The sequence below is a fragment of the Peribacillus sp. NPDC096379 genome (genome assembly GCF_044762875.1).
Lineage (GTDB): Bacteria > Bacillota > Bacilli > Bacillales > DSM-1321 > Peribacillus.
Genome location: NZ_JBIWFD010000001.1, coordinates 1,465,773 through 1,488,549, shown reverse-complemented (window position 1 = coordinate 1,488,549; position 22,777 = coordinate 1,465,773). Strand labels below are relative to the sequence as shown.

The following is a 22,777-nucleotide window of genomic DNA, read 5'->3' as shown; positions in this document are numbered from 1 at the left end:
TATCGTTTCAATTATAGAAACAATCATTTCTATAATTGATATATTAGAAATATTACCTAATGGAATTTACATTGTCAATTTACTTCCTGGAAATAAAAAAAAACTGAAACCCTAATAAATTAAAGGTTCTCGGCAATTGGAAAGCAAATAATCGAGAAAAAGAAGCTAGATTTTTTAGAGCGCTATAAAATTCTACTATGAAATCAATACTCAGATTATCTATATTATTGGTTCATTCTTACATGATATAATGACGATATTTGGTTCAGGAGGAGAAAGTAATGACAACGAAATTATATTATGATGATACTTCAATAAAAGCATGGGATTCTGAAATCCTGACAGTCACTGAAAAAGACAGCCATTTCTACGTTACGCTGCAAGAAACAGCTTTTTATCCAGAAGGTGGTGGCCAGCCATCAGACCGCGGAAAGATCGCCGGAATTGATATAGTAGATGTGCAAGTTATTAATGAGGAAATTGTTCATGTTTTAACTAGAAAACCAGAACTAGGTAAGGTTTACTGTGAACTTGACTGGGAGCGTCGTTTTGATCATATGCAACATCACAGTGGTCAGCATCTGTTGTCAGCAGTATGTCGTGAGTTATTTGACGCAAACACATTAAGTTTTCACCTCGGAACAGACTATGTGACGATTGATGTGGACAGAAAAGAATTTTCCAAAGATCAAGTCAACAGTTTAGAACAACTAGCGAATCAATATATTTTCGAAAATAGAAAGCTGCTCACCTATTTCATTACTTCTGAACAACTTAAGGAATTGCCAGTCGTGAAGTTACCTAAAGTTACGGAAAATATTCGTATTGTTGAAATGGAAGGAATCGAATATAACCCATGCGGTGGAACTCATGTCCGGCAAACAGGCGAAATTGGGATGATTAAACTGTTGAAAATGGAAAAACAAAAAAGCTTCACTCGTATTTATTTCAAATGTGGATTTCGGGCGTTACGAGATTTCTCAGAAAGCTTAGCAATAATCACAAGATTATCCAGTAAATACAGCGCGGGACGAGATGACATTCTTGACCGTATAAATAGGTCTGAGCAAAACCAAAAGCATCTACTTGATGAAAATGAAAAATTAAAAGAAGAGATGGCATTATTTGAAATGAAAGAAATCTTGTCTGAGAACAACGGGGTACTTATCACTCGTGAATTTTCCAATAAATCATTAAAAGAACTACAGCTGCTTGCCGCGAAGATTACCTCTAAACGAGATGCTGTTGTCCTTTTCGGCTCTGTTCTAGAAAATAAAGCAGTGCTTTATCAAAATGGGGTAATAGGGGTGAATTGCGGACAATTTTTCAAACAGAACTTAGGAGTGTATGGTGGAAAAGGTGGTGGGAATGACAAATCAGCTCAAGCTGGATTTTCCAATTCTGAATCATTAGCCGGTTTTTTAACCTTTGCGGAATTGGAACTAAAGAAATTGACTGTGGACTAACAAAAGATATTTTTTAATGATTAAAATACTGAAATAACAGTCTGAACCCTTCTTCATTAAGAGAGTTGGTTCAGACTTATTATTACATCGACGGTTCACTTTATTAAAAAATCCGCTTCTGAGTTTCCGATAAAATACAAGCGATGTAGCGTTCTTGTCATAACCACATAGAGCAGTTTAATGTCTAGTTCACGTTCTCGCTCATATCGTTCGTTCAAGGAAATCGCAAACACGCAATCAAACTCCAAACCTTTAGCAAGATATGAAGGCAAGATGACCAAACGCTCCTTAGGTATGGAAGCTTGTTCTTCTAGCAAGCAAACGGTTGAATCGATCTTACTCAAAATGTTATAAACTTTACGGCAATCAGCCATTGTTTTTGCAATCACAGCAAATGTCCGTAATCCTTGCTCTTTCATTTTAGTTGCCCGCTCAAGTAGTTCTTTGCCCCATCTATCATCCTCTATTTTTATAAATAACGGTTTCTCACCATGTCGAACAACAGGCTCTACTTGAGGAAAACGATAAGGCAATAGATCCAATAGTTTATTTGCTTCATTCATAATTTCTACTGTTGTTCGATAGCTTTTCTTAAGTTCAGTGTAGGTAGCCCTTGGAAATATGCTCCGATGGACCTCATCCCATTCCTCTAATCCACGATACGAATAAATACCTTGAGCAAGATCTCCAACAAGCGTAAACATATCAGTGTCCGAAGCCGTTTTTAACGCCTGCAGCTGCATAAAGCTGTAATCTTGAGCTTCATCGATGACAATATTCTTCGCTCGCTTTTCTTTATCTACCCCAAAAAGGTGGGAATAGAGATAAAGAATTGCTCCTAAATCCTCAAGTTCATATTGCTTTCTTTTAAAAAGCTGCGATTGATATACACAAAGACGCTTTGCTTCATGTATGGATAGAGACTCTTTGCTATATGTAACTAGTATTTCTGGATCAGAGAACAACTCCTGATAATACTCAAAAATCATTTTTCGTTCAAATTGTTTAAAATAGTTTTTAACAGAATTGCGCACTTCTTTCTTAATGTCTTCCTGGCGTTCTGCTTTCTTATCAAGACATTTTGTCACATATTCTCGTCGGACAGTAGGGTCAATATTTTTATATAAAGCTTTCTCAATTCGAGCATCATAGAACCTCTCCACTCGCTCGAGCATCGCTTTTTTCTTAGATTTCACTAGACTTTGCAAAATTTGTTTTAATTTATCAACCCGAGTATATACCGGCATATACCAATATTCTTCCACTAATAGCTTTTTGAATTTTTTAGCAGAATATAAGCGATACTTATCACAATAAAAATCTTCATTTGGAACAAATCGATTAATAATGTCCATGATAAATTGATCAAGAATTCCTTTAAATTGCGAAGAACCTTTGATACTAGATACCCAGATGGACTCCAATGTCTCCTCATCATTTCTTTCAAGCAAATTGGTTAGTTTCTTATCAGGAACAAGCTTCAATTCGCGTTCAATTGCCACTTGTACATATTCAGAAAAGGTAAATTGCTTCGCTTTCTCGACTCCTAATTCAGGCAGCGCCTCCGAAATATAATCAATAAACAGACGACTAGGAGCAAGAATCATCAGCTGTCTTGGATCAAACAAATCTTTGTAGTGGTAGATGAAGTAAGAAATCCTATGCAGAGCGATCGTCGTCTTTCCGCTTCCCGCAGCCCCTTGAACGATGATCGGTTTATTTAAGTCTGCTCGAATAATCTTGTTCTGCTCTTCCTGAATCGTTGAGACAATTTCTGTCAGACGATTACTCGAACTCTTTGAAAGCGATTCTTGAAGAAGTTCATCGGTTGTCGTTAAATCAATGTCTCGGATCTCTTCTAACTCTCCTCCATCAATCATTAATTGCCGTTTCAACGTAATATCTCCCGAAAAACTCTCCCCTTCTGCTTCATATGTGACCGGTCCGATTCTTCCTTCGTAGTAAAGGTTCGCAATCGGCGAACGCCAATCCACGATAATTTGCTCCTGATTTTCCCGCTGATAAAGGGATGCCTTTCCAAAATAAAGAACTTCCTTTAGATCGTTTTCATCACGTGAAAAATCGACCCGAGCAAAATATGGTTTACTTTTTGCTTTTCTTAAGTTTTCCAACTCAGCTTTCGACATATCAAAAAAATTGGCCGTTGTTAGCAATTCTGAATACCGTCCCGACTCTTGCCAATCTTCATCTCCAAATGTCTCCTGCATAATTTTCTTAAATTGATCTTTACTCGTCGCAGCGGTCTTTACGACTACATCAATATAGCGCTTCGTAAATTCTAATCTTTCTTGTTCATGTTTCAGATCCGGATGCTGCTTCGATGTCATTGTGTTCTCCTTTCATCTCTTGAAATAAGCATCTTGACAATCGTTTGCAACGGTGAAATGGATAATAAATATTATCAGAAAACTCCGCCGAATGCAAGAAGAAAACCTATTTCAAAAGGAAAACGATGCCGTTTATCCCGGCCCGGTGTTTTTGTCTCCCTGACCTACGTCCAGCTAGTTATCGCTAGGAATGAACAAGACCCCCACACATAGTCAAGTTGTTATGAAGCTAGTACTTACGGAGACTTTTCTTTTCTGTGGAAAAGGGGCGGGGCTTTGCAAGATCAGTTCCGCACCGTCACCTTCAAGGTGTTTCAATTGGAGAACCTGAACCTTTTTCATCGTTGGGTTGCGTGTAGACGCTCATAGATGTGTATTATGATAATTTCATCGAGTTACCATTTTCGAAATAGTACATTTGATACATTATGCTTCCAAAGTTCAATCTTTGTTCAATTCTTCTCTAAAACGGATTTAACCGCCTTTTCGATTTCAGTATAGCCTGTGCAGCGGCAAATATTTGATTCTAGCCACTCTTTTATAGTTGCATCATCAGCATCTGGATGCTTTAGGATGAGCGAATGACAGTTCATAATAAAACCAGGCGTACAGTAACCACACTGAAACGCAAAGTTCTCAATAAAAGCCCGCTGAATAGGTGTGTTTTTCAAACCTTCTATGGTCGTTACATTTTTCCCAACGGCTTCGATCGCGAGCATCAAACACGATTTCATTGGCCAACCGTCAACATTCACCGTACATGCGCCACAGTCACCATTCAAGCATCCTGGTTTTGCCCCAGTCAAACCTAGCTTTCCTCTTATTGCATATAATAACGTATCTGCCGACCTGACTGTCACCGTGCGAAGATTCCCGTTTACATGTAAATCAATGATTTGCGTTTTCATACTTATTGCCCCTCTCATAAAACGAGTTAGCGATTAGAAACAGGCTAGCGGTGTTCTCCCCAACCAATTGATTACTTAGTCCTAGAGGAAGACCGCTTTTGCTAGACAGTAAACTCATCGACATAACAGATGAGTTTCTGTCAAAAAGGGTTGAGGATTCTTAAAAACAGAAAACTCAAAAACTAACACCCAATCCCTCTAAAACATCATGCAATAAATTCCGCAACACAAAGAGTCTGTAATCTGAAGAGCCTTCAATATCGTTTAAGATCGGCCTTGGTAATTCTGCTAAAGCAGCGTCAACTCGATCATTAATCGGCCATTCCCGGTTATTTAACGAGTTCTCCACCTTTTTGGATCGAAACGGAAATGGACATAGTCCACTCAAGGCAACACGCACTTCTTCCCCCATTTTTAAAGCGGCGACTGTGATCAATGGATAGCCAGTATCCCATTGCTGACGCCGTTTTATGCTGACAAATGGTGCGCGAATAAATTTCTGTTCTGTTGCAAGTTGAACTAGGAACTCACCATTTTTCAATCGAAGTTGTTCGTGAAAAAGATCATTGATCGGTGCCACTTTTACCCCATCGGGACCGACAATCATCACTTGGCTGTCTGCTAATAAAAATGGCAATACAGTCTCGCGATAAAAAATTTGCGCACAGATATTGCCACCAAGAGTAATTTTCCCACGGGAAGTATGATCAGCCACTTCACTCGCCGTTTTTGTTAATAGTGGAAAAAGATTGGTTTCTTCAATTTTTGTAAGAGTTAATGTGCTTCCGAAGACAAGATAATCCCCTTCAAACTGCATGACCTTGCATTCGGCAATATCTTTCAAATCAATAACCGCTTCAGTATGAACAAGATTAATTCTTCCTAGAGTGATTAATTCCGTACCACCCGAAATAAACATCGACTTTTCCCTATTTCTTGCTTTAGATTGGTAAAGGTCGATCGCTTCTTTCAATGATGCTGGCTTATAATAATCAAAATCAAACGGTAACATTAGCTTTTCGCCTCCTTTGTTTTCCAGATCAACTCTGGAATTAGAGGTAAATGATGAAGTGAAACACCAGCAGCGACAGACAAGGCATTCCCTAGTGCACCAGGCATTCCAAGTAGTCCATGCTCGCCAACCCCGCGTGCCCCGTATGGTGCTTCAAGGTCAGGGGTATAAACAAAATCAACAAGATATTCAGGATTTTCTCCATAATGGAGCGGTCGGTAAGTACGTAGTTGCGGATTCAAAACCCGACCGTACTCATCAAAATAAAACGTTTCTCGTCCAGCAAACGCTAAACCCATACTCATTGCCCCCATCACTTGACCTAACGCTGCTTTTTTATTTAATACATTACCTATATCAACAACCGTTGCCGCCTTCACTAATCGATATGTATAATCACGGCGATCAAACTCCACTTCAACCCCATACGCGGCAACTGTCCATTCTGGTCCAGGCTTCCCTGCCCCTGTTTCAGGATCCAAATGGGTAAGATGGCGCATAATAAAATTTCCTTTCCCGATAATTTGGCCACCGATTGAGTTTCCATTCGGATATTGATATCCATAGCAAATATCTTTATAATGGAGCCCCATTAAAGGATTGTCGCGTAAAAATACCCGGCTATCGGCCAATTCGAGATCTTCTTTTGGTGCCCTTAGTACAATTGAAGCTATCTCCCTCAACTGATTGATGACATCCTCTGCAGCTTCTAATAAGGCTCTTCCCGCCATGTAGATGCCCCTACTCGCGACAGTCTTCCAATGTTCTGGTGTTGTTTGTGTATCTACTTCCATCCTGACATGAATGTTGTCCACATTCATCTTCAGCCTTTCTGCAAGAATTTGAGCAAGAACGGTTTTTGTCCCCGTACCTATTTCAACGACTCCTGACATTATATTTATACTTCCATCCCGATTAAACGTTAAAATCACACCTGAGGGGGCGTTTGGATCAATTGTTGAAGTTTTCCAGCTACAACTAATTCCTTTCACTCTGACCAAGCGGTTATTAATCTCCTTGATCTGTCCCTCATCCCAACGGATTAATTCTTTCAATCTCACAATACATTTCTGCAAGTTTCCAACATTACTTTGATTCAAAAGCACTCTTGTTGGTGTTGTATGACCTTGCTTAATAGCATTTCTATAACGTAGCTCAAGTGGATCAATTTGGAGCTTTTGCGCTAATAAATCCATCGTTCTTTCAATGGCAAATGAGAGTTCCGAATGACTAAAACCGCGGAATGGTGAAGCATATGGATGATTCGTGTACATACAGTACGAATCACACCATAGGTTTTCAATATTATAGGGACCTGTGCAGTCAACAGCCCCAGCTCTCGTTAAATCAATCGCTTTATCCGAGTAAGCTCCACCATCCCATAAATAACGAATTTCAGCTACTTTGATGATCCCAAGGTGGTCAGCTCCGAATTTTATTTTTGCATCCAAGCCGATATGGCATGGGGACATTAAAATATCTTCTTCTCTAGTATTTAATATTTTCACCGGCAATCCGCCAACTGCTTTCGACCCTAAATAGGCAAGGATTTCAAGCTGCACGGATGCCTTGCCGCCAAATGCACCGCCAACGAGTGGCGTTTCCACAATTATTTTTCCAATATCTTCATTAAAGTATTTCGCGATTAATTGTTTAACCATAAATGGGGCTTGCGATGATGTCATGATTTTGATGGTTCCATCGGGCAATATCTCTGCAATGGAACATCTAGTCTCCATCGCAACATGATCGGATGGTGGAAAGGAAAAGTCTGCTTCGACAGTCGTTACACTTTCAGTCCAGCCTTTTTCCATATTGCCTTTTCGGATTTTGATATGTGTTGCTATGTTTGTTCCTGGAACAGGGGAGGTATGTTTTTCTTTTACATATTCTCCTAAGCCCTCATGCACTAATGGGGCGTCCTTTTGAAACGCTTGTATCGGTGAATGAACTACAGGCAGTAATTCATACTGGATCTTAATCCGGTCGGCTGCCTTTTTCGCCTGGCCTGGTGTATCAGCAATAACTAGCGCAATCGCTTCTCCATGGTAGCGCACCTTATCGACAGCGAGCGGCGGTCTATCACGAATATCTTCACCAGTAAGCGGAAAATGTTCGCCAGCGAGTATCGCTCTAACGCCCGGCATTTTCCTCGCCTCTATTGTGTCGATTTTAATAATCTTAGCATGGCCGTACGGACTAATAACGACTTTCCCTGAGAGCATAGTATTTGAGTGGTGATCATGTGTGTATCTCGCTCTTCCGGTCACTTTATCCTGAGCCTCTTTACGAATGATACTTTTTCCGATAACATCCAATTTCACCACTCCGATTTCTTCAAAGTTTATATTTTTCTAAGTTTCGACGTGTAAGTTTTAACCGTCCGCATTGTCAGAGGTTATCTGCCAATTTTAAAGATTTTTCTATAAAGCTACTTATTTTATTTTTTTCGCATCTGTTGCATTAAAAGTTGATATTCCTCCTCTGTATCAATATCAAAAAAATGAAGATCACTATTTATTTCAATTTGTTTTCCTTGTTCTCTCATTTCCTCACGAATAACCGTTCGAGCTCCTTGATCACCTGTTAATTCAAATAACATTGGAAAGAAACTCTTTGCAAAAAGGACTGGTGGCTTTATCATTCCTTCATGTGAAAAAGAAACATAAGAACCCATTTGCGAGATTTTAAATTCATCAACTAAGCGATTTATCATCTCGCTCGTTATAAAGGGCTGATCTGCAAGTAAAACAACCACGCCAGTAGCACCCATATCAGCCGCCATCCTTACACCTGCTTTAAGTGAAGCACTTTGGCCGCGATCAGCTTTTAGGCATTCCAAATAACTCCAACCCTTGTTTTTCGAAAAAGGTGCCAACCACTCAAGAGAATCTCCCTCCCGAGTAACAGCGATAGTGCAATCAAGTTTTGACTCAAGTGCCGCCCTGAAAGCCATACTTCCTAAGAATTGATTACCAACTGGTAAATTAAGCTTAGCTCTACCCATTCTGCTACTTTTACCTGCTGCTAGATAAATTCCCACTAAACTAGAATGATTCATACAAATCCCACTCTTTTACGAACAGGTTTTCTCCATACTTCAATCATTTCAGCTAAAACACTTACCGCAATTTCAAAAGGGCCTTTAGCTCCAATCGGTAAGCCAATTGGCGAATGAATCCACTCTGGAACGTTTTCACACTTAAGAAGCCGTTTTGTCCTTTCTTTTGGACCTAAAATACCTAAGTACCTTATCTTTTTATCTATTAATGACAAAAGAATTTGTTGGTCCCGTTGAAAATGATGCGACATAATAACAACAAAGGCATCGGAAGAAATCGAGATTTTTTTCATAAGTTCAGTTGGAAAGCCAATAAAAAGTTGATCTGCATCCGGAAAATCCTTCTGCTGACAGAACTCTTCCCGCCAATCACACACAGTTACAGAAAAACCAGTTTCTGCTGCAAGAGAAACGAGCGGTTTAGCATCAGGACCTGCACCGAACACAATTAAATGTGGTTTCGGCTGATAAGTATGTTGAAAAATCGGTTGATTTGTCATTACTCCACTTTTTACATCAAAATTTATTTCAGGTATTTGACCTGACCACCTTCCGAATGCCTGATCTTCACTTGAGATAAAGATATACTCCCCTGCTTCTGAATACTTTTTCAACCATACTACTTTTTGATTGGAAGTTAGCAATTTCTTTACTAAAATGAAATCTTCCTGAACTTTTCCATTGACTGGCTCAAGCAATATATCAATTATTCCACTACAGCCAGCCCCTTGGCCCCACGCTAAATCAGTTTCTTCGCTCATATCGTACTGAAGCAAAATAGTTATTTGTTTTTTCAACACTTCTTGTGCTTGAATCGCCAAATCCGTTTCTAAGCAACCAGCACTTAACATGCCTATTTGTGTTCCGTCTTCAAAGATAAGCATTTGAGAACCTTCTTTTTTATAGGCCGATCCTACAACCCGAATAACGGTCGCTAATGCTTTTTTCCTTGTATCGTCAATCATTTCTAATATTCGGTAAATATCTTCCATGTAACTCCCCCATCTCATACAAAACTCCTATGGCGCTAAACGTCACCATTTACTTTGAAGGATCCGTCCTGCAGCACGTTACACTCGCCTAATCACAATGGTTGCGGTGCGGAGCCGGATTTTTGATTTAGAAGTACTTTCTTAATAATGTACGTATATCTACATAGTAGATTGGCTAGATTAGTAAGTCGCGAATCCTAAGTCCCCATGCCCTTCATACAAAAACGTTCTATCCTATTTATATTCACGGTCACCCTATTCCTAGAATGGATAGTTTTTTTCTTAACCAAGACATATACATAGTAAAAAGACTTTGTAGGGGGCGGTTAAATCATGAATATGAGAAAATTTATGGATCCTCTGCCTATTCCGCCTGTATTAAAGCCGACTTTTCTCTCAGAGAATTATACGTATTATGAAGTGACCATGAAGGAAACAAAGCAAGCTTTGCATCATGACATGCCGGAAACAACCATTTGGGGCTATGAAGACATATATCCAGGGCCAACGATTGAAGTCGTACAAGGTGAAAAGGTTTTTGTTAAGTAGATGAATGATTTGCCAGAACACCATTTATATCCAATTGATCACACCGTACATGGAGCAGAAAAGGAAATACCTGATGTAAGAACAGTTGTCCACCTTCATGGTGGTCGAACAGAGCCAGAAAGTGACGGTTATCCGGATGCATGGTTCTCAAAAGGATTCGACAAATTCGAATCATTTTGAGAAAAAGTGTGTATGAATATGATAATCAGCAAAGTTCCCGTGCACTTTGGTATCATGATTATGCAATCGGGTTAACGCGATTAAATATTTATACTGGTTTGGCAGGATTTTATCTAATCCGCGATTGGCACGAGCAATCGTTAAATCTGCCAAGTGGCAAGTATGAGATTCCTTTATTACTTCAGGATCGTTCATTTAGGGAGGATGGCTCCTCAGCCTATCCAGAGTAGCCTAAGGACAATGTTTCTGGGATAATCCCTTCAATAGTCCCTTCTTTTTTTGGTGATACAATTGTTGTAAATGGGAAGGTTTGGCCATATCTTAATGTTGCGCTGCGTAAGTATCGCTTTCGTTTATTAAATGCAGCGAACGCACGCTTCTTTCGCTTAACATTGGATTCCGATCAGTTATTTTACCAAATCGGCACGGATAGTAGCTTTCTTGAGAAACCGATTGGGATGAAATCGTTGTTGCTCGCACCTGCAGAGCGATTAGATGTGATTATTGATTTTTCAAATCTTGGCGGTAAAATGATTACACTAAAAAATGATGTCCCTACTCATTTTCCTATTGGAGATCCTGTGGATCCAGATTCAACGGGGATTATTATGCAATTTCGAGTTACAAAACTGCTTTCCAATATCGATACAAGCGTTATACCGGCCTTTATGGGTTCTATTGAATGGCCAGCTGAATATACAGCAAGCAATCATAGATATCTACAATTAAGTAAGGAGAAGGATCAGTACGGGAGACCTTTATTTCTTCTTGATCAAAAAAATGGGACGATCCGATTACTGAACATCCACATGTTGGTTCGACTGAAATTTGGAATTTCATTAATACGGACGGAGGTGACCACCGCATTCTGCCACCGATTTAACCTTTGTTGCTAGGCAGCTGACCTAGTTTTTTCAATAAGCTCCGCGTTTCGTAAAATAAAGAAATATGAAATTGCTGTTCTTCAAGATTAGCAGGAATGACAACCTGTAATGCATCACCCGATAGATGAAACACAATCGGGTTTTCTTTTGTCTGGAATAAAGGGATTAATGCTTTGATCTGGTCAGACCATAAAGCTTGTTGGACTGGAGTTATTGTTCCCGCTTCAGACCAAGCGGTTAGTATCCCGACAATATTTGAAAGATAAGAATAACTTTGAGTAAGGTAATGTAGCCTTTGTTGAAATCTTTTCAGATCCTTCTTACTTCTTTTCGCAAATGGATTATATGAAAGGCTATCTGCGGCATCTTTCATAAGATTCTTAGTTTCGTGAAGCTCTTGGAGTACTCGATTTGTCTCTGTTTGTAAGGTGTAGCCGATGTGTTTCTTAAGACCAGACTTGGTCCACTCTGATACTTTACTAAAGATTGTTGTTAATTGATCAGCGAAATGATCGATACTTTTTGAAACATGTCCTGTGAAATTCGGTGGGTATATGAGCATATGTAATATAACAGCAACAATCGCACCAATCAACGTATCACGGAAACGATCTATTGGATAATTACCTGATTTATGCCCTAAAACAAAAACGAGAAGCACCGTTAGTGCGACTTGATGGATAGCCGTTTCATCAGTTTTTAACCATTCTGCGACAAAACAAGCGATAAGAATAAGTGCTCCAATTGTCCAGCCATTTACTTTTAAGTGTGGGGCAAAAAGCATGACCATTGAAATGCCAATAATCGTCCCGATCATTCGATGATAGAAAAAGCGAATGGACCGTTTAATCGTCGTTTGTAAACATAGAATGACTGAAATCGGTGCCAAATAAGGATGATGTGATCCAGCTAATTTAGCAATCTCCCAAGACAGAGCGGAAGCAAGAGCCATTTTCAAAATAAGAAGTGCCTTATTTTCCATTTGTTTTTTTAATTGCTTGTTATTTTTCATTCGAAATATGACCCCATTTTTCATAAAAGTAGATGATTTGTTATAAAGGATACCCATTCAGCCAGTTCTTTATTTTTTTATCTCGACATATATAAACACTGTAAGAGGATAAGGAGGCTGTCATGTCAAACGAACTTAAACAAGAAGCGCAAGACATTATCAATTGTAAAATTATAACGGTTAGTGATTCCAGAACAATTGATACGGATTACAGCGGCCAGTTAATGAAAGAAATGCTTTTAAAATATGACCATAATGTGACAGCTTATGAACTTGTTGCAGATGAAAAAACGGAAATCGTACAGGCCTTTCATTCCGGATGCATTGATCAAATGGTAGATGTAATTTTACTAAATGGTGGAACGGGACTTGCTAAAAGAGATGTAACGATTGAAAGTATTCAACCTTTATTAGATAAAGAAATGATTGGATTTGGTGAGATTTTCCGTGTTATTAGCTATCTGGAAGATATCGGTTCTGCTGCTATCCTATCACGAGCAATCGCGGGTGTCTCAAGCAATACAGCGATTTTTTGCACACCTGGATCAGTAGGTGCAGTTAAACTGGCAATGGAAAAGTTAATTCTTCCAGAACTCAGACATGTGGTTCGTGAAATTAGAAAAGATTTATACGCTATCTAAAATGGGGCTGATCTATTGAACATTTATCCAAAATTACAGAGGGATAGTCGAAAATAGTACTAATAAGAAAGAGGCAGAACTATTTATCAAATTTCTGTATAATTCAGATGTACAAAATATTTTTTCACAGAACGGGTTTATGTCGATTACTTCAAAATAAAGTTTAAAAATTGAAGGTGGAAGTTTATGGACCAGCATTACTTTTTTCCCATTCAATTATCGTTAATCGTTTCATTTTCAGCAGCTCTTGCTGTTTTTATCAGTGGAGTACTAGTAGGTAAGTTGTTCACTGTAAAATCATTTAAAGGAAAAATCATACTTGAAACAATACTAATGCTACCACTCGTTTTACCACCTTCTGTAATTGGTTTCTCATTAATTTTAATCTTTGGAGCAAACTTGGGCAGGAAGCACCATCCTGTTCACCTCCTTTGCTGCAATAATAGCTGCAAGCGTCGTCGCGTTTCCGCTCATGTTTCAATCAGCCAAAGCAGGGTTCACAATAGTTAATAAAGATATCGAAAAGGCCGCTAAAGTAGATGGGGCTTCTAATTGGATCGTTTTCACGAAAATTTCAATTCCTTTAGCTAGTAATGCTCTTGTTGCTGGTGGCGTTTTGAGCTTTACCCGTGCACTCGGCGAATTTGGAGCAACACTTATGTTCGCCGGCAACCTTCCCGGTAAAACGCAAACAATTCCTACCGCGATTTATATTGCCGTAGAGTCCGGCGACACCAAACTTGCCTCCAGCTATGTTTTAGTTAGCATCACATTAGCTTTTATTTTACTTGGACTACTTTCAAATACTTAACAAACGAAATGATTCATACTAGCGCCTATCCAATACAAAACGCTTAGCAATAATTAGCTAAGCGTTTTGTAACTGAAGGGACGGACCTTCACAGGTTATTAATTTTGCCAATCTACTAAGCAGAAAATCTACTTTTATCGAGACAGTATCCAAAATCCAATTTTCGAAAAAATGTTCATTATGAAAAGGCAAATGTAGCGCGCTTCATAGTAAGTAATATTTCCCGTTATACAGACTTTGTATATTCATTTCTACTATAATCCCCACTCTCACCGCCTGTCTTACTAACTAAAAATGTCGGTCCGATGATGATTCCTTTGTGAATAGATTTACACATGTCATATACGGTTAAGGCACAAACGGAAGCTGCAGTGAGCGCCTCCATTTCAACACCTGTGCTCCCCTTCGTTTTTGCAGAACATTTAATATTTAATCGGTAAGCATCTTCCGTCCTTTCCCAGTGAAAAACTATATCGATGCTAGTTAAAGCAATCGGGTGGCACATCGGGATAATATGGCTCGTTTGTTTCGCCGCCATAATCCCTGCAACTTGGGCAACAGCAAGAACGTCTCCTTTTTCCATCGAACCATTCGCAATTTTTTTGTATATTTCATCTGTTAATAGAAGACTGGATTGGGCTATGGCTGTTCGACTCGTTTCATGTTTTTTAGTAATATCGACCATTCTAGCACGACCCTGTTCATTGAAATGCGTAAATTCTATCATTTCACACTCCCTTTTTTCAATAAGGTCCAACATCAATGTATTCAGCCACCAATATAAGACATACCGATTTTCTTACGACTTATTGCCTGAAGATCTGTCCGTTCGTCTGAATAGCGATCTGTTCGGTTAGTCCATACTTGCCAAATTGCATTAGACAGTTCGTCACTTGTCGCATTTCCCCGAAGAAGTTCCCGCAAATCATAACCGTTTGACGCAAATAAACACGTATACAATTTTCCGTCCGATGATAAACGTGCCCGTGTACAAGATGAGCAAAAGGATTTAGAGACAGACGGTATAAAGCCGATTTCTACTTCACTATTTTCATAACGATAGCGCTCAGCCACTTCACCGAAATAATCAGCATCCACAGGAATCAATTGATATTGATTGAGCAATTCACTTAAAATGTCTTTTTTCGAAACTACTTTCTGAAAACTCCAGTCGTTATCATTGCCAACATCCATGAATTCAATAAACCGAAGCGTAATATTTTTCTCTTTAAAATAAGCGCTCATCGGAATAATTTCTTGTTCATTGACACCTCTTTGGACGACCATATTAACTTTTACTGAAAAACCGAGATTTTTGGCATACTCGATATTCTCAAGGATTAGAGCTGGATTGATGCCACGACCGTTCATTTTGCTGAATATTTCTTTGGATAATGCATCAAGGCTAATATTCAAGCGCCGCAGTCCTGCCTCATAAAGAGCTTTTCCGTATTTATTCAAAAGCAATCCATTTGTTGTCAAACCAATGTCCTTTAGCCCTTCTAAATCCCTGAGCATCTTGATGAATTCTGGCAAATCGTTACGTAGCAATGGTTCACCACCAGTCAGCCGAATCTTTTTTACACCCATTTGAACAAAGACCGAAGCAAGTCTTGTCATTTCTTCAAAGGTTAATAATTCACTTTTTGGCAAAAACACATACTTATCACCAAACACTTCTTTGGGCATGCAGTACGTGCAGCGAAAATTACAGCGGTCAGTTACTGAAATGCGTAAATCGTGCAAAGGCCTGTTTAATGTATCTGTAAGCGGTTGTTTCATCATATCAGTCCTTTACGATTCTGATTCATTTTACCCACCACTTACCGGAGGAATAAAAGCAACAGTATCACCCGGATTTATTTGTTCTGTTTCTAATACATATTCTTCATTTACTGCGACTTGCCATGAATAGTCTGTAAATCCCGGATAAGTCTCATCCGCCCATTTGACAAGCTGTGCGACTGTCCCATCTGCCCATAAAATCGTTTCTTCTTTTTTTTGAGTCAATTCTTTGATTTGTGCAAAATAATAAAGATGAATCATCGTTCCCCACCTCACAACGGTTTATATGTTTGCCCACCCATCCACTTTTCACCATCTTCCCAAATTTCTTTTTTCCAAATTGGGACGAGTTTTTTAATTTGTTCAATTGCAAATTCATTAGCTTCATATGCTATTTGTCGGTGCGGCGAAGATACAGCTATGATTACCGCAGTTTCAGAAATTTGCAATTTTCCGATTCGATGGGCAATTGCGATACGAGTTCCCGGCCACTTCCTTTGAATGTCAGCTCCAATTTCGGTAAGCATTTTCTCAGCCATTGGTACATAAGCTTCATATTCTAAAAACAGCGTTCGTTTTCCATTCGTCCACTCTCTGACAATACCGGAAAACAGCGTCACTGCACCTACTTCTGCATGTGTCACGTATTGTAAATAACGATTAGGACATAACTCTTCTGGCGTAACTTCAAATAGGTTCATATTTTCCTCCGTCTAAAGATTTTTGGGGTGGACCGTCCGGAAATTTAACTGCTTCTTACTCATGTATGACCCAGTTTTCTCCGCCTTCATCCACGCCAAGTAACAAGACGTCTACTATTTCCCCTTTCTTATATCCGTGTGTTCCGCCTGGTAGAACTATGAACGAATTGCCTCGTGCGATCGAAGTAACAGAGTTCGATTTATTAAAACCGGCAGGATTAATGATTGCGCCTGTTGGACTTGATTCGTAGACAGCCCGGATAAATTGCGTAAACGGATTGTCTTGTAAATCTTCCTGTAAAACTGCTTTATTATAAGGTAAATACGGCTTATTTGAACCGCTCATAGCCAAAAGCGCTGGTCTGGCAAACAATTCAAATCCAACAAAACTGGAACTAGGATTTCCAGACAAGCCAAATAATAAAACATGATCAGTATGTGCAACAGTTGTCACACTACCTGGACGCATTTTTACTTTATTAAATAGGACTTCCGCCCCCATCCTTTCATAAACAGCTGGTAAGTAATCAAAGTCACCTACCGACACGCCCCCTGTTGTAATTACAGCATCGCAATCTTTTGCCGCTTGCTTAACTGATAAATAACAGGCCTCTACATCATCATTCAATACACCTAGCCATCTGGGCTCCACACCCAGTCTCTTGAGCTGGGCTATTATCATCGGACCGTTAGAATTACGAATTTTCCCTGGTTTAAGCTGAGTTGACACATCCAGTAATTCAGAGCCAGTAACAAGCAAACCAACAACGGGTCGTTTCGCCACTTTCACATGCGTATAGCCAAACGTCGCCAAAACAGCAATCACGCCTGGAGTAACATGGGACCCTTTTTCAATAATGACTTCACCTTTTTTTGCATCTTCTCCTTTTAAGGATACATTTTCAAGTTGAGTAAACGTCTTGCGAATTGTAAATGAATGTTCACCACTAACTGTTTGCTCAAGCATAACCACCGCATCCGATTCTTTCGGTAGTTCAGCACCCGTCATGATACGGGCTGCTTTATTTTTGCCAAGCAGGGCGGTCGACACATCACCTGCAGCAATACGATCAATCACTGTAAAAGCAATTGGTGAATGACTGGATGCTCCTGTTGTATCTACAGAACGAACCGCAAAACCGTCATAAATAGAACGGTTAAATGGCGGGACATCATGGTTCGCCAATACAGGTTCTGCTAAAATACGCCCTGCCGCTTCAGATAGAGGAATCGTTTCACTTTGGATTTTATCTACTTTTTTCATAATTCTTGAGATTGCTTCTTTTACCGTGATCGGATTCCTGTTTTCAAAAATGGCTAATGACCTCCTCTCGAGAGAAAAGTGTGTATGTTCGGTAAGAAATAACCACTCCCTGTTAGATATTAGATTCGGTGCCAAATAATCATAAAAACTCACCCTTTAGTCAGGTAGAGCATTTTAAAATTTCAACTATTTTACTTATATTCGGACATGTATTACAAAATGCCACCATATTAAATGATGTAGTTTCAACCGAATAATTGATGATACAACGATTTTGCTTCGTTCACATCTTGAATTCCATGTAAGAGTAAACGACCATTGGCAAACATCATTACACGACAACCTTTATATTCTATTTGAACGAAGTAAGGAGTTCGTTTTGACGGAAGTCTTTGTTTTTTTGCTACATTTTCACCATCATCAAGTGTGAGTGTTCGCTCATTAGCAGGAATAATTTGCACGGAATCACGGCCACAAAATGAAGCGAATTTTGTTTGAGTTGATCGTTGAAGTGCAGGGTACGTACGTTCCCCACCACATGAAGGGCAATCAGAACGCTTCATTTTTTCTATTCCAAATTGATGCTGTTGATTAGTCCAGACATCAAGCCATACCAGCTTTTTTTTCATATTATCTTTATCACCGCATAGATATTTGAACACCTCAGCACATTGGAAAGCAGCTGTCATAAAAACCGCTGGAGCAATCACTCCAACCGTAGCACATGTATCGTTAGTAGCTGGTAAAACGGGCAATAAACAGCGAAAACAGGCAGATGAATCTGAATAAAAAGACTTCACAACACTCGTACTTCCCACACACGCGCCGTAAATCCACGGTATCTGATGCTTCAGACTGGCGTCATTAACAATCAGCCTTGTTTCAAAATTATCAGTGCCATCGACAATAATATCGCTTCGTTTAGCAAAATGTTCAATCAGTTCAGCATCTGCATGATCAAATACCGTTTTAACTAAAACATGTTGATTTACTTGATTGAGTCGTCTTTTTGCAGCTTCTACTTTGGGAATCATCTCAATAGCATCTTGTTCAGTGTACAGCGTTTGACGGTGTAAATTAGAAATTTCAACATAATCTCGATCTACTAGAATTAATGTTCCAATACCAGCACGGGCGAGAATATCTGCCACCGCACTTCCGAGCGCTCCGCAGCCAATAATAGTCACGCAAGCTTCCTGAAGCTTGCGCTGGCCTTCTGTACCAAGCATTTGAAATCGCTTCTGCTGTATAAATCGATCGTCCATTTCCCTACACTCCCTACTTTCGATTCCTTTTATCAAAAAATATGAAGACTCCCAAGGTTATGAAATGTCAAGAACCATCCAGATATTATCCTTTCGTCATTATGACCCGATTCCAGTTTTCTCAATTGGAATCGAATCATATTGCACAATTACTATCAACATTTTTACGCTAAAAAAAATGACTCGTATCATGTTTATGAGTAAGTATTAACGGAAGCAACAAACCGACCACTTTATATTCTTATACTTTTCTAAGGAAATTTTAACCTTCTTTTTTTTTCTATAAATTCCATTGGTTATGATAAAAATAAATATATAAACAATCATGGAGGTTAAAAACCATGCATATCATAACAAAGCTAATAACCGGTGCTATAGTCATAGGTGGGATCGGAGCAAGTGCTTATGCGATGACAAGTAATAAACTTACTACACTACCGACAAATGAAACTTCACCAAAAAGTGTAATCTCACAAAAGATTACTGAACAAAAAGCAAATGAACTTGCACTGAATGAAACAAAAGGTGGGATTGTAACGAATACTCATTTAGACGAAGATAGAGAGGGTAAAAAATACGAAGTTATTATCGTAAAACAAGATAGAAAATACGAAATAGATATTGATGCCTTAACAGGAAAAGTTTTAGAAGTCGATCAAAACATATTAGGAAAAAACGATCTCAAGATTGAGGTAAATGAACTTCAAAACGTTTCGACAAATATATCTTTAGTAGATGCAAAACAAATAGCTTTAGATAAAGTAAGAGGGACGATAACCGAGGCGGATTTGGATTACTTTAACAATCGTATAGTCTATAATTTCGAAATAAGCACAGCCAACCATCGTGAAGCAGGAGTGATCATTGATGCAAACAATGGACAAGTATTAAAAATTGAAGAATACAAATAAATAGTCTGCCAAGGACGTGAATTCAAATTGATAAGTGAACACAATTGATTATCGTTTTAACTTAGTAAGCTGTAATCTAGCTTTTACTTACCATACTAAAAATGGTCGAACTATTTAGTTCCTTTTGGAGGAATAGTTCGACCTTTTTATTCTTTTTGGTTGTCCTCCAATTCTTTATGCATTCCTGCATTATGCTCTCTATAATTTTTGCAGGCATCCCTGAAACATGTTATTTTTATCCCCTTAGGAAGCTCATCTTTATATTTTTCATAACAATAGCATTTGCCCATGAATAACAACCTTTCTGCAAAGCCTCTAAGTTGCTTACGGAAGGCGAGATCCTCTCCGTAATTAAAACATTAAAAAACGTCTGCTTTTGGGACATTTCTTTTAGTTACAACAGTAATATTTAATGTTAACTGTCTCTACTGTTTTTTAGAAAGGGATGGCCCATCGCCCCCCCCCCCTTAATTATAAAGGATATTATAAGATCTCCTCTGTTACATTATTAATTTTCCAGCCATTTTTCTGATGTACAACTTCAACTGATAGGTGCTTTGCTTTCACTTTATTGTCATCGGAAAAAACCTCATATACGAAAATCGCTTTTTCAGAATTAATCTCATGCTCTTTCAACTTCAGATAATCATTAGACTGACTGAAGCTATACCTCAAATATTTTCCATTATCGAATGTAATGCCTGTTGACTCGACACTAACATCTTCTGCCACTCTATTCTTCAACTCAACCAGATCCTTCGTTTCGACCGCTTCCATAAAACGAAAAATACCTTCATTAATTCCAAATGCAGTTTGCTGATTCTTTTCAAGCATCGAAATATATTCTTCTAATTCCGCGACTTTATCTTTTAATTGTAAGTTCTCATCTATAATCTTCATTTCCTGAAGTTTTGCATCTTCCGTGCTACTAACAGAAAAATAACTGCAGGAACTTAATAGAATGATCGTGCTACATATTCCACCCAATATTATACTTCTTACCACGAACACCCACCCCCACAAGAATTTTGCATCTCTCTATTATTAAACGTATTCAATATCAAAAAAGTTTCAAATTTTTGATATTATTTTGACAAATATCAACTTTTCTCCCAAATATCATTCATTTTTATGAATAACCGCTTGAATCGATGATTAATAGCAGTAATTTGTAGATAAATTCACAGTTTAACTGAAAACATTTCTCCACGACGGCAATACATGGTATACTTTTATAGATATTGTCATTGGAGGTATGTAAGTAAATGATTACTGTTAATAATGTCGGCCTGCGCTATGGTGACCGTAAGTTATTTGATGAAGTTAATATAAAATTCAATCCGGGCAACTGTTACGGTTTGATCGGAGCAAATGGAGCTGGAAAATCTACATTTCTAAAAATTCTTTCTGGTGAGATAGAAGCACAAACAGGCGACGTTCACATGGGACCTGGTGAACGCCTTGCTATTTTGAAACAAAACCATTTTGAATTCGAAGAACATGAAGTACTTAAAGTTGTTATTATGGGCCATGAAAAACTGTACCAAGTGATGCAGGAAAAAGATGCCATCTACATGAAAGAAGATTTCACGGACGAAGACGGTATGAAAGCAGCTGAACTTGAAGGTGAATTTGCAGATATGAATGGATGGGAAGCAGAATCTGAAGCGGCTATCCTTCTTAAAGGTCTAGGAATTGGTGAAGATCTTCACACAAAGAAAATGGCTGAATTATCAGGTGGAGAGAAAGTGAAAGTATTACTTGCTCAAGCCCTATTCGGTAAACCGGACGTTCTTCTTCTAGATGAGCCTACCAACCACCTTGACTTAAAAGCCATTAAATGGTTAGAAGAATTCTTAATCAACTTTGAAAACACGGTCATTGTTGTTTCACATGATCGTTACTTCTTAAATAAAGTTTGTACGCATATTGCTGATCTTGATTTCGGTAAAATCAAAGTATACGTCGGAAACTATGATTTCTGGTATGAATCAAGCCAACTTGCTCTTAAAATGGCTCAAGATGCTAACAAGAAAAAGGAAGAAAAAATTAAAGAATTACAAGCCTTCGTGGCGAGGTTTAGTGCCAACGCTTCTAAATCAAGTCAAGCAACTTCGCGTAAAAAGTCTCTTGAAAAAATCACTTTAGATGATATTCAACCATCATCTCGTCGTTATCCATATGTTGCGTTCACACCGGAACGTGAAATTGGCAATGATTTATTACGTGTTGAAGACATCTCAAAAACAATTGACGGTGTTAAAGTATTAGACAATGTAAGCTTCATTATGAATAAAGACGACAAAATTGCTTTTGTTGGGAAAGACGAAATTGCTAAAACAACATTGTTTAAAATTTTAGCAGGCGAAATGGAACCAGATAGTGGTTCATTCAAATGGGGTATAACAACCACTCAAGCCTATTTCCCGAAAGACAATGCTGAATACTTTGAAGGAATTGACACTACATTAGTCGATTGGTTACGTCAATACTCACCAAACGATCAAACAGAAAACTTCCTGCGTGGTTTCTTAGGAAGAATGCTCTTCTCTGGTGAAGAAGTACTGAAGAAACCTAGTGTTCTATCTGGTGGAGAAAAGGTTCGTTGCATGTTATCAAAAATGATGTTGAGTGGTTCAAATGTTCTAATGCTTGATGAACCAACATCTCACCTTGATTTAGAATCCATCACTGCTTTGAATAACGGCCTTATTAATTTTAAAGGCTCATTGATTTTTGCATCACACGATCATCAGTTTACTCAAACAATTGCTAACCGTATTATTGAAATAACTCCAAGTGGTACGGTAGATAAACAAGTAACATATGATGAATATCTTGAAAATGGCGAACTTCAAAAACAAATTGCTGCGATGTATTAATAGGTTTAATCCATGGGTGACTCAAAATGAGTCGCCTTTTCTTTATATGGTTGAAACTTAGAACCCTGGATACTTTATTTAATTCATTTATGGCATTAGCATGTC

General features: G+C 38.6%; 22 protein-coding genes and 1 pseudogene. 8 read left to right on the top strand and 15 right to left on the bottom strand.

The annotated features are described in order from the left end of the window. The first annotated feature begins 281 nt into the window (after positions 1–281). Positions 282–1,466, top strand: coding sequence for an alanyl-tRNA editing protein (locus ACIQZI_RS07060; RefSeq protein ID WP_403070965.1), 1,185 nt, complete (start codon positions 282–284; stop codon positions 1,464–1,466). A 95-nt stretch (positions 1,467–1,561) separates the two neighbouring features. Here the strand turns inward: ACIQZI_RS07060 and helD are convergent, their stop codons facing one another. The 6 genes from helD to ACIQZI_RS07030 all read right to left on the bottom strand — a co-directional run bounded on the left by helD (position 1,562) and on the right by ACIQZI_RS07030 (position 9,787). Then, complete coding sequence (gene helD, locus ACIQZI_RS07055) at positions 1,562–3,814, bottom strand: RNA polymerase recycling motor HelD (protein WP_403070962.1); 2,253 nt, start codon at positions 3,812–3,814, stop codon at positions 1,562–1,564. A 452-nt stretch (positions 3,815–4,266) separates the two neighbouring features. Continuing rightward, positions 4,267–4,722, bottom strand: a complete 456-nt coding sequence (locus tag ACIQZI_RS07050; protein ID WP_403070959.1) for a (2Fe-2S)-binding protein — start codon at positions 4,720–4,722, stop codon at positions 4,267–4,269. 175 nt (positions 4,723–4,897) lie between these two features. Beyond that, entirely contained in the window at positions 4,898–5,734 is an 837-nt protein-coding gene (locus ACIQZI_RS07045; protein WP_403070956.1) for an FAD binding domain-containing protein, read from the bottom strand. Next, positions 5,734–8,052 (bottom strand): xanthine dehydrogenase family protein molybdopterin-binding subunit, encoded by a 2,319-nt coding sequence (locus tag ACIQZI_RS07040; protein ID WP_403070954.1) that lies wholly within the window; start codon positions 8,050–8,052, stop codon positions 5,734–5,736. Before ACIQZI_RS07040 ends, ACIQZI_RS07045 begins: the two co-directional genes overlap by 1 nt. Before the next feature lie 122 nt (positions 8,053–8,174). Continuing rightward, on the bottom strand, positions 8,175–8,795 hold the full coding sequence (locus tag ACIQZI_RS07035) for a nucleotidyltransferase family protein (RefSeq protein ID WP_403070951.1): 621 nt from the start codon (positions 8,793–8,795) through the stop codon (positions 8,175–8,177). Continuing rightward, the gene (locus ACIQZI_RS07030) at positions 8,792–9,787 is read right to left on the bottom strand and encodes an XdhC family protein (protein ID WP_403070948.1); all 996 of its coding nucleotides are present in this window, start codon (positions 9,785–9,787) and stop codon (positions 8,792–8,794) included. The genes ACIQZI_RS07035 and ACIQZI_RS07030 overlap by 4 nt, the downstream gene beginning before the upstream one ends. Positions 9,788–10,120: 333 nt before the next feature. Between ACIQZI_RS07030 and ACIQZI_RS07025 the strand changes: the two genes are divergently transcribed. Both ACIQZI_RS07025 and ACIQZI_RS07020 read left to right on the top strand, forming a co-directional pair. Beyond that, on the top strand, positions 10,121–10,336 hold the full coding sequence (locus tag ACIQZI_RS07025; protein ID WP_403070945.1) for a cupredoxin domain-containing protein: 216 nt from the start codon (positions 10,121–10,123) through the stop codon (positions 10,334–10,336). Continuing rightward, complete coding sequence (locus ACIQZI_RS07020) at positions 10,337–10,516, top strand: cupredoxin domain-containing protein (protein WP_403070942.1); 180 nt, start codon at positions 10,337–10,339, stop codon at positions 10,514–10,516. Here the strand turns inward: ACIQZI_RS07020 and ACIQZI_RS07015 are convergent. Beyond that, on the bottom strand, positions 10,508–10,711 hold the full coding sequence (locus ACIQZI_RS07015; protein WP_403070939.1) for a hypothetical protein: 204 nt from the start codon (positions 10,709–10,711) through the stop codon (positions 10,508–10,510). The genes ACIQZI_RS07020 and ACIQZI_RS07015 overlap by 9 nt on opposite strands. A 197-nt stretch (positions 10,712–10,908) precedes the next feature. Between ACIQZI_RS07015 and ACIQZI_RS07010 the strand changes: the two genes are divergently transcribed. Then, the gene (locus ACIQZI_RS07010; protein WP_403070936.1) at positions 10,909–11,412 is read left to right on the top strand and encodes a cupredoxin domain-containing protein; all 504 of its coding nucleotides are present in this window, start codon (positions 10,909–10,911) and stop codon (positions 11,410–11,412) included. Here ACIQZI_RS07010 and ACIQZI_RS07005 read toward each other — a convergent pair. Further along, positions 11,396–12,412: an FUSC family protein gene (locus tag ACIQZI_RS07005; protein ID WP_403070934.1), complete on the bottom strand. Its 1,017-nt coding sequence runs from the start codon at positions 12,410–12,412 to the stop codon at positions 11,396–11,398. The two genes, ACIQZI_RS07010 and ACIQZI_RS07005, sit on opposite strands and share 17 nt — an antisense overlap. Before the next feature lie 122 nt (positions 12,413–12,534). Between ACIQZI_RS07005 and ACIQZI_RS07000 the strand changes: the two genes are divergently transcribed. Both ACIQZI_RS07000 and modB read left to right on the top strand, forming a co-directional pair. Further along, entirely contained in the window at positions 12,535–13,053 is a 519-nt protein-coding gene (locus ACIQZI_RS07000) for a MogA/MoaB family molybdenum cofactor biosynthesis protein (protein ID WP_403070931.1), read from the top strand. A gap of 186 nt (positions 13,054–13,239) precedes the next feature. Further along, positions 13,240–13,864, top strand: a pseudogene (gene modB, locus ACIQZI_RS06995) (molybdate ABC transporter permease subunit). A gap of 226 nt (positions 13,865–14,090) precedes the next feature. On the opposite strand, the gene moaC reads toward modB, so the two are convergent. The 6 genes from moaC to ACIQZI_RS06965 all read right to left on the bottom strand — a co-directional run bounded on the left by moaC (position 14,091) and on the right by ACIQZI_RS06965 (position 18,879). Further along, the gene (gene moaC, locus ACIQZI_RS06990; protein WP_403070928.1) at positions 14,091–14,591 is read right to left on the bottom strand and encodes a cyclic pyranopterin monophosphate synthase MoaC; all 501 of its coding nucleotides are present in this window, start codon (positions 14,589–14,591) and stop codon (positions 14,091–14,093) included. A 41-nt stretch (positions 14,592–14,632) separates the two neighbouring features. Further along, positions 14,633–15,649, bottom strand: coding sequence for a GTP 3',8-cyclase MoaA (gene moaA / locus ACIQZI_RS06985; RefSeq protein ID WP_403070925.1), 1,017 nt, complete (start codon positions 15,647–15,649; stop codon positions 14,633–14,635). A 27-nt stretch (positions 15,650–15,676) separates the two neighbouring features. Continuing rightward, the gene (gene moaD / locus ACIQZI_RS06980; protein WP_403070922.1) at positions 15,677–15,910 is read right to left on the bottom strand and encodes a molybdopterin converting factor subunit 1; all 234 of its coding nucleotides are present in this window, start codon (positions 15,908–15,910) and stop codon (positions 15,677–15,679) included. An 11-nt stretch (positions 15,911–15,921) separates the two neighbouring features. Continuing rightward, a complete protein-coding gene (locus ACIQZI_RS06975; RefSeq protein WP_403070919.1) occupies positions 15,922–16,350 on the bottom strand; it encodes a molybdenum cofactor biosynthesis protein MoaE in 429 nt (142 codons plus the stop codon). A gap of 55 nt (positions 16,351–16,405) precedes the next feature. Beyond that, positions 16,406–17,665: a molybdopterin molybdotransferase MoeA gene (locus ACIQZI_RS06970; protein WP_403072112.1), complete on the bottom strand. Its 1,260-nt coding sequence runs from the start codon at positions 17,663–17,665 to the stop codon at positions 16,406–16,408. Positions 17,666–17,859: 194 nt separating this feature from the next. Beyond that, a complete protein-coding gene (locus ACIQZI_RS06965; RefSeq protein ID WP_403070915.1) occupies positions 17,860–18,879 on the bottom strand; it encodes a ThiF family adenylyltransferase in 1,020 nt (339 codons plus the stop codon). A 341-nt stretch (positions 18,880–19,220) separates the two neighbouring features. Between ACIQZI_RS06965 and ACIQZI_RS06960 the strand changes: the two genes are divergently transcribed. Next, positions 19,221–19,790 (top strand): PepSY domain-containing protein, encoded by a 570-nt coding sequence (locus ACIQZI_RS06960; protein ID WP_403070911.1) that lies wholly within the window; start codon positions 19,221–19,223, stop codon positions 19,788–19,790. Positions 19,791–20,273: 483 nt separating this feature from the next. On the opposite strand, the gene ACIQZI_RS06955 is transcribed toward ACIQZI_RS06960, so the two are convergent. Next, positions 20,274–20,795, bottom strand: coding sequence for a hypothetical protein (locus ACIQZI_RS06955; protein WP_403070908.1), 522 nt, complete (start codon positions 20,793–20,795; stop codon positions 20,274–20,276). A gap of 260 nt (positions 20,796–21,055) precedes the next feature. Between ACIQZI_RS06955 and ACIQZI_RS06950 the strand changes: the two genes are divergently transcribed. After that, complete coding sequence (locus ACIQZI_RS06950; RefSeq protein ID WP_062179003.1) at positions 21,056–22,672, top strand: ABC-F family ATP-binding cassette domain-containing protein; 1,617 nt, start codon at positions 21,056–21,058, stop codon at positions 22,670–22,672. Positions 22,673–22,777 lie beyond the last annotated feature (105 nt).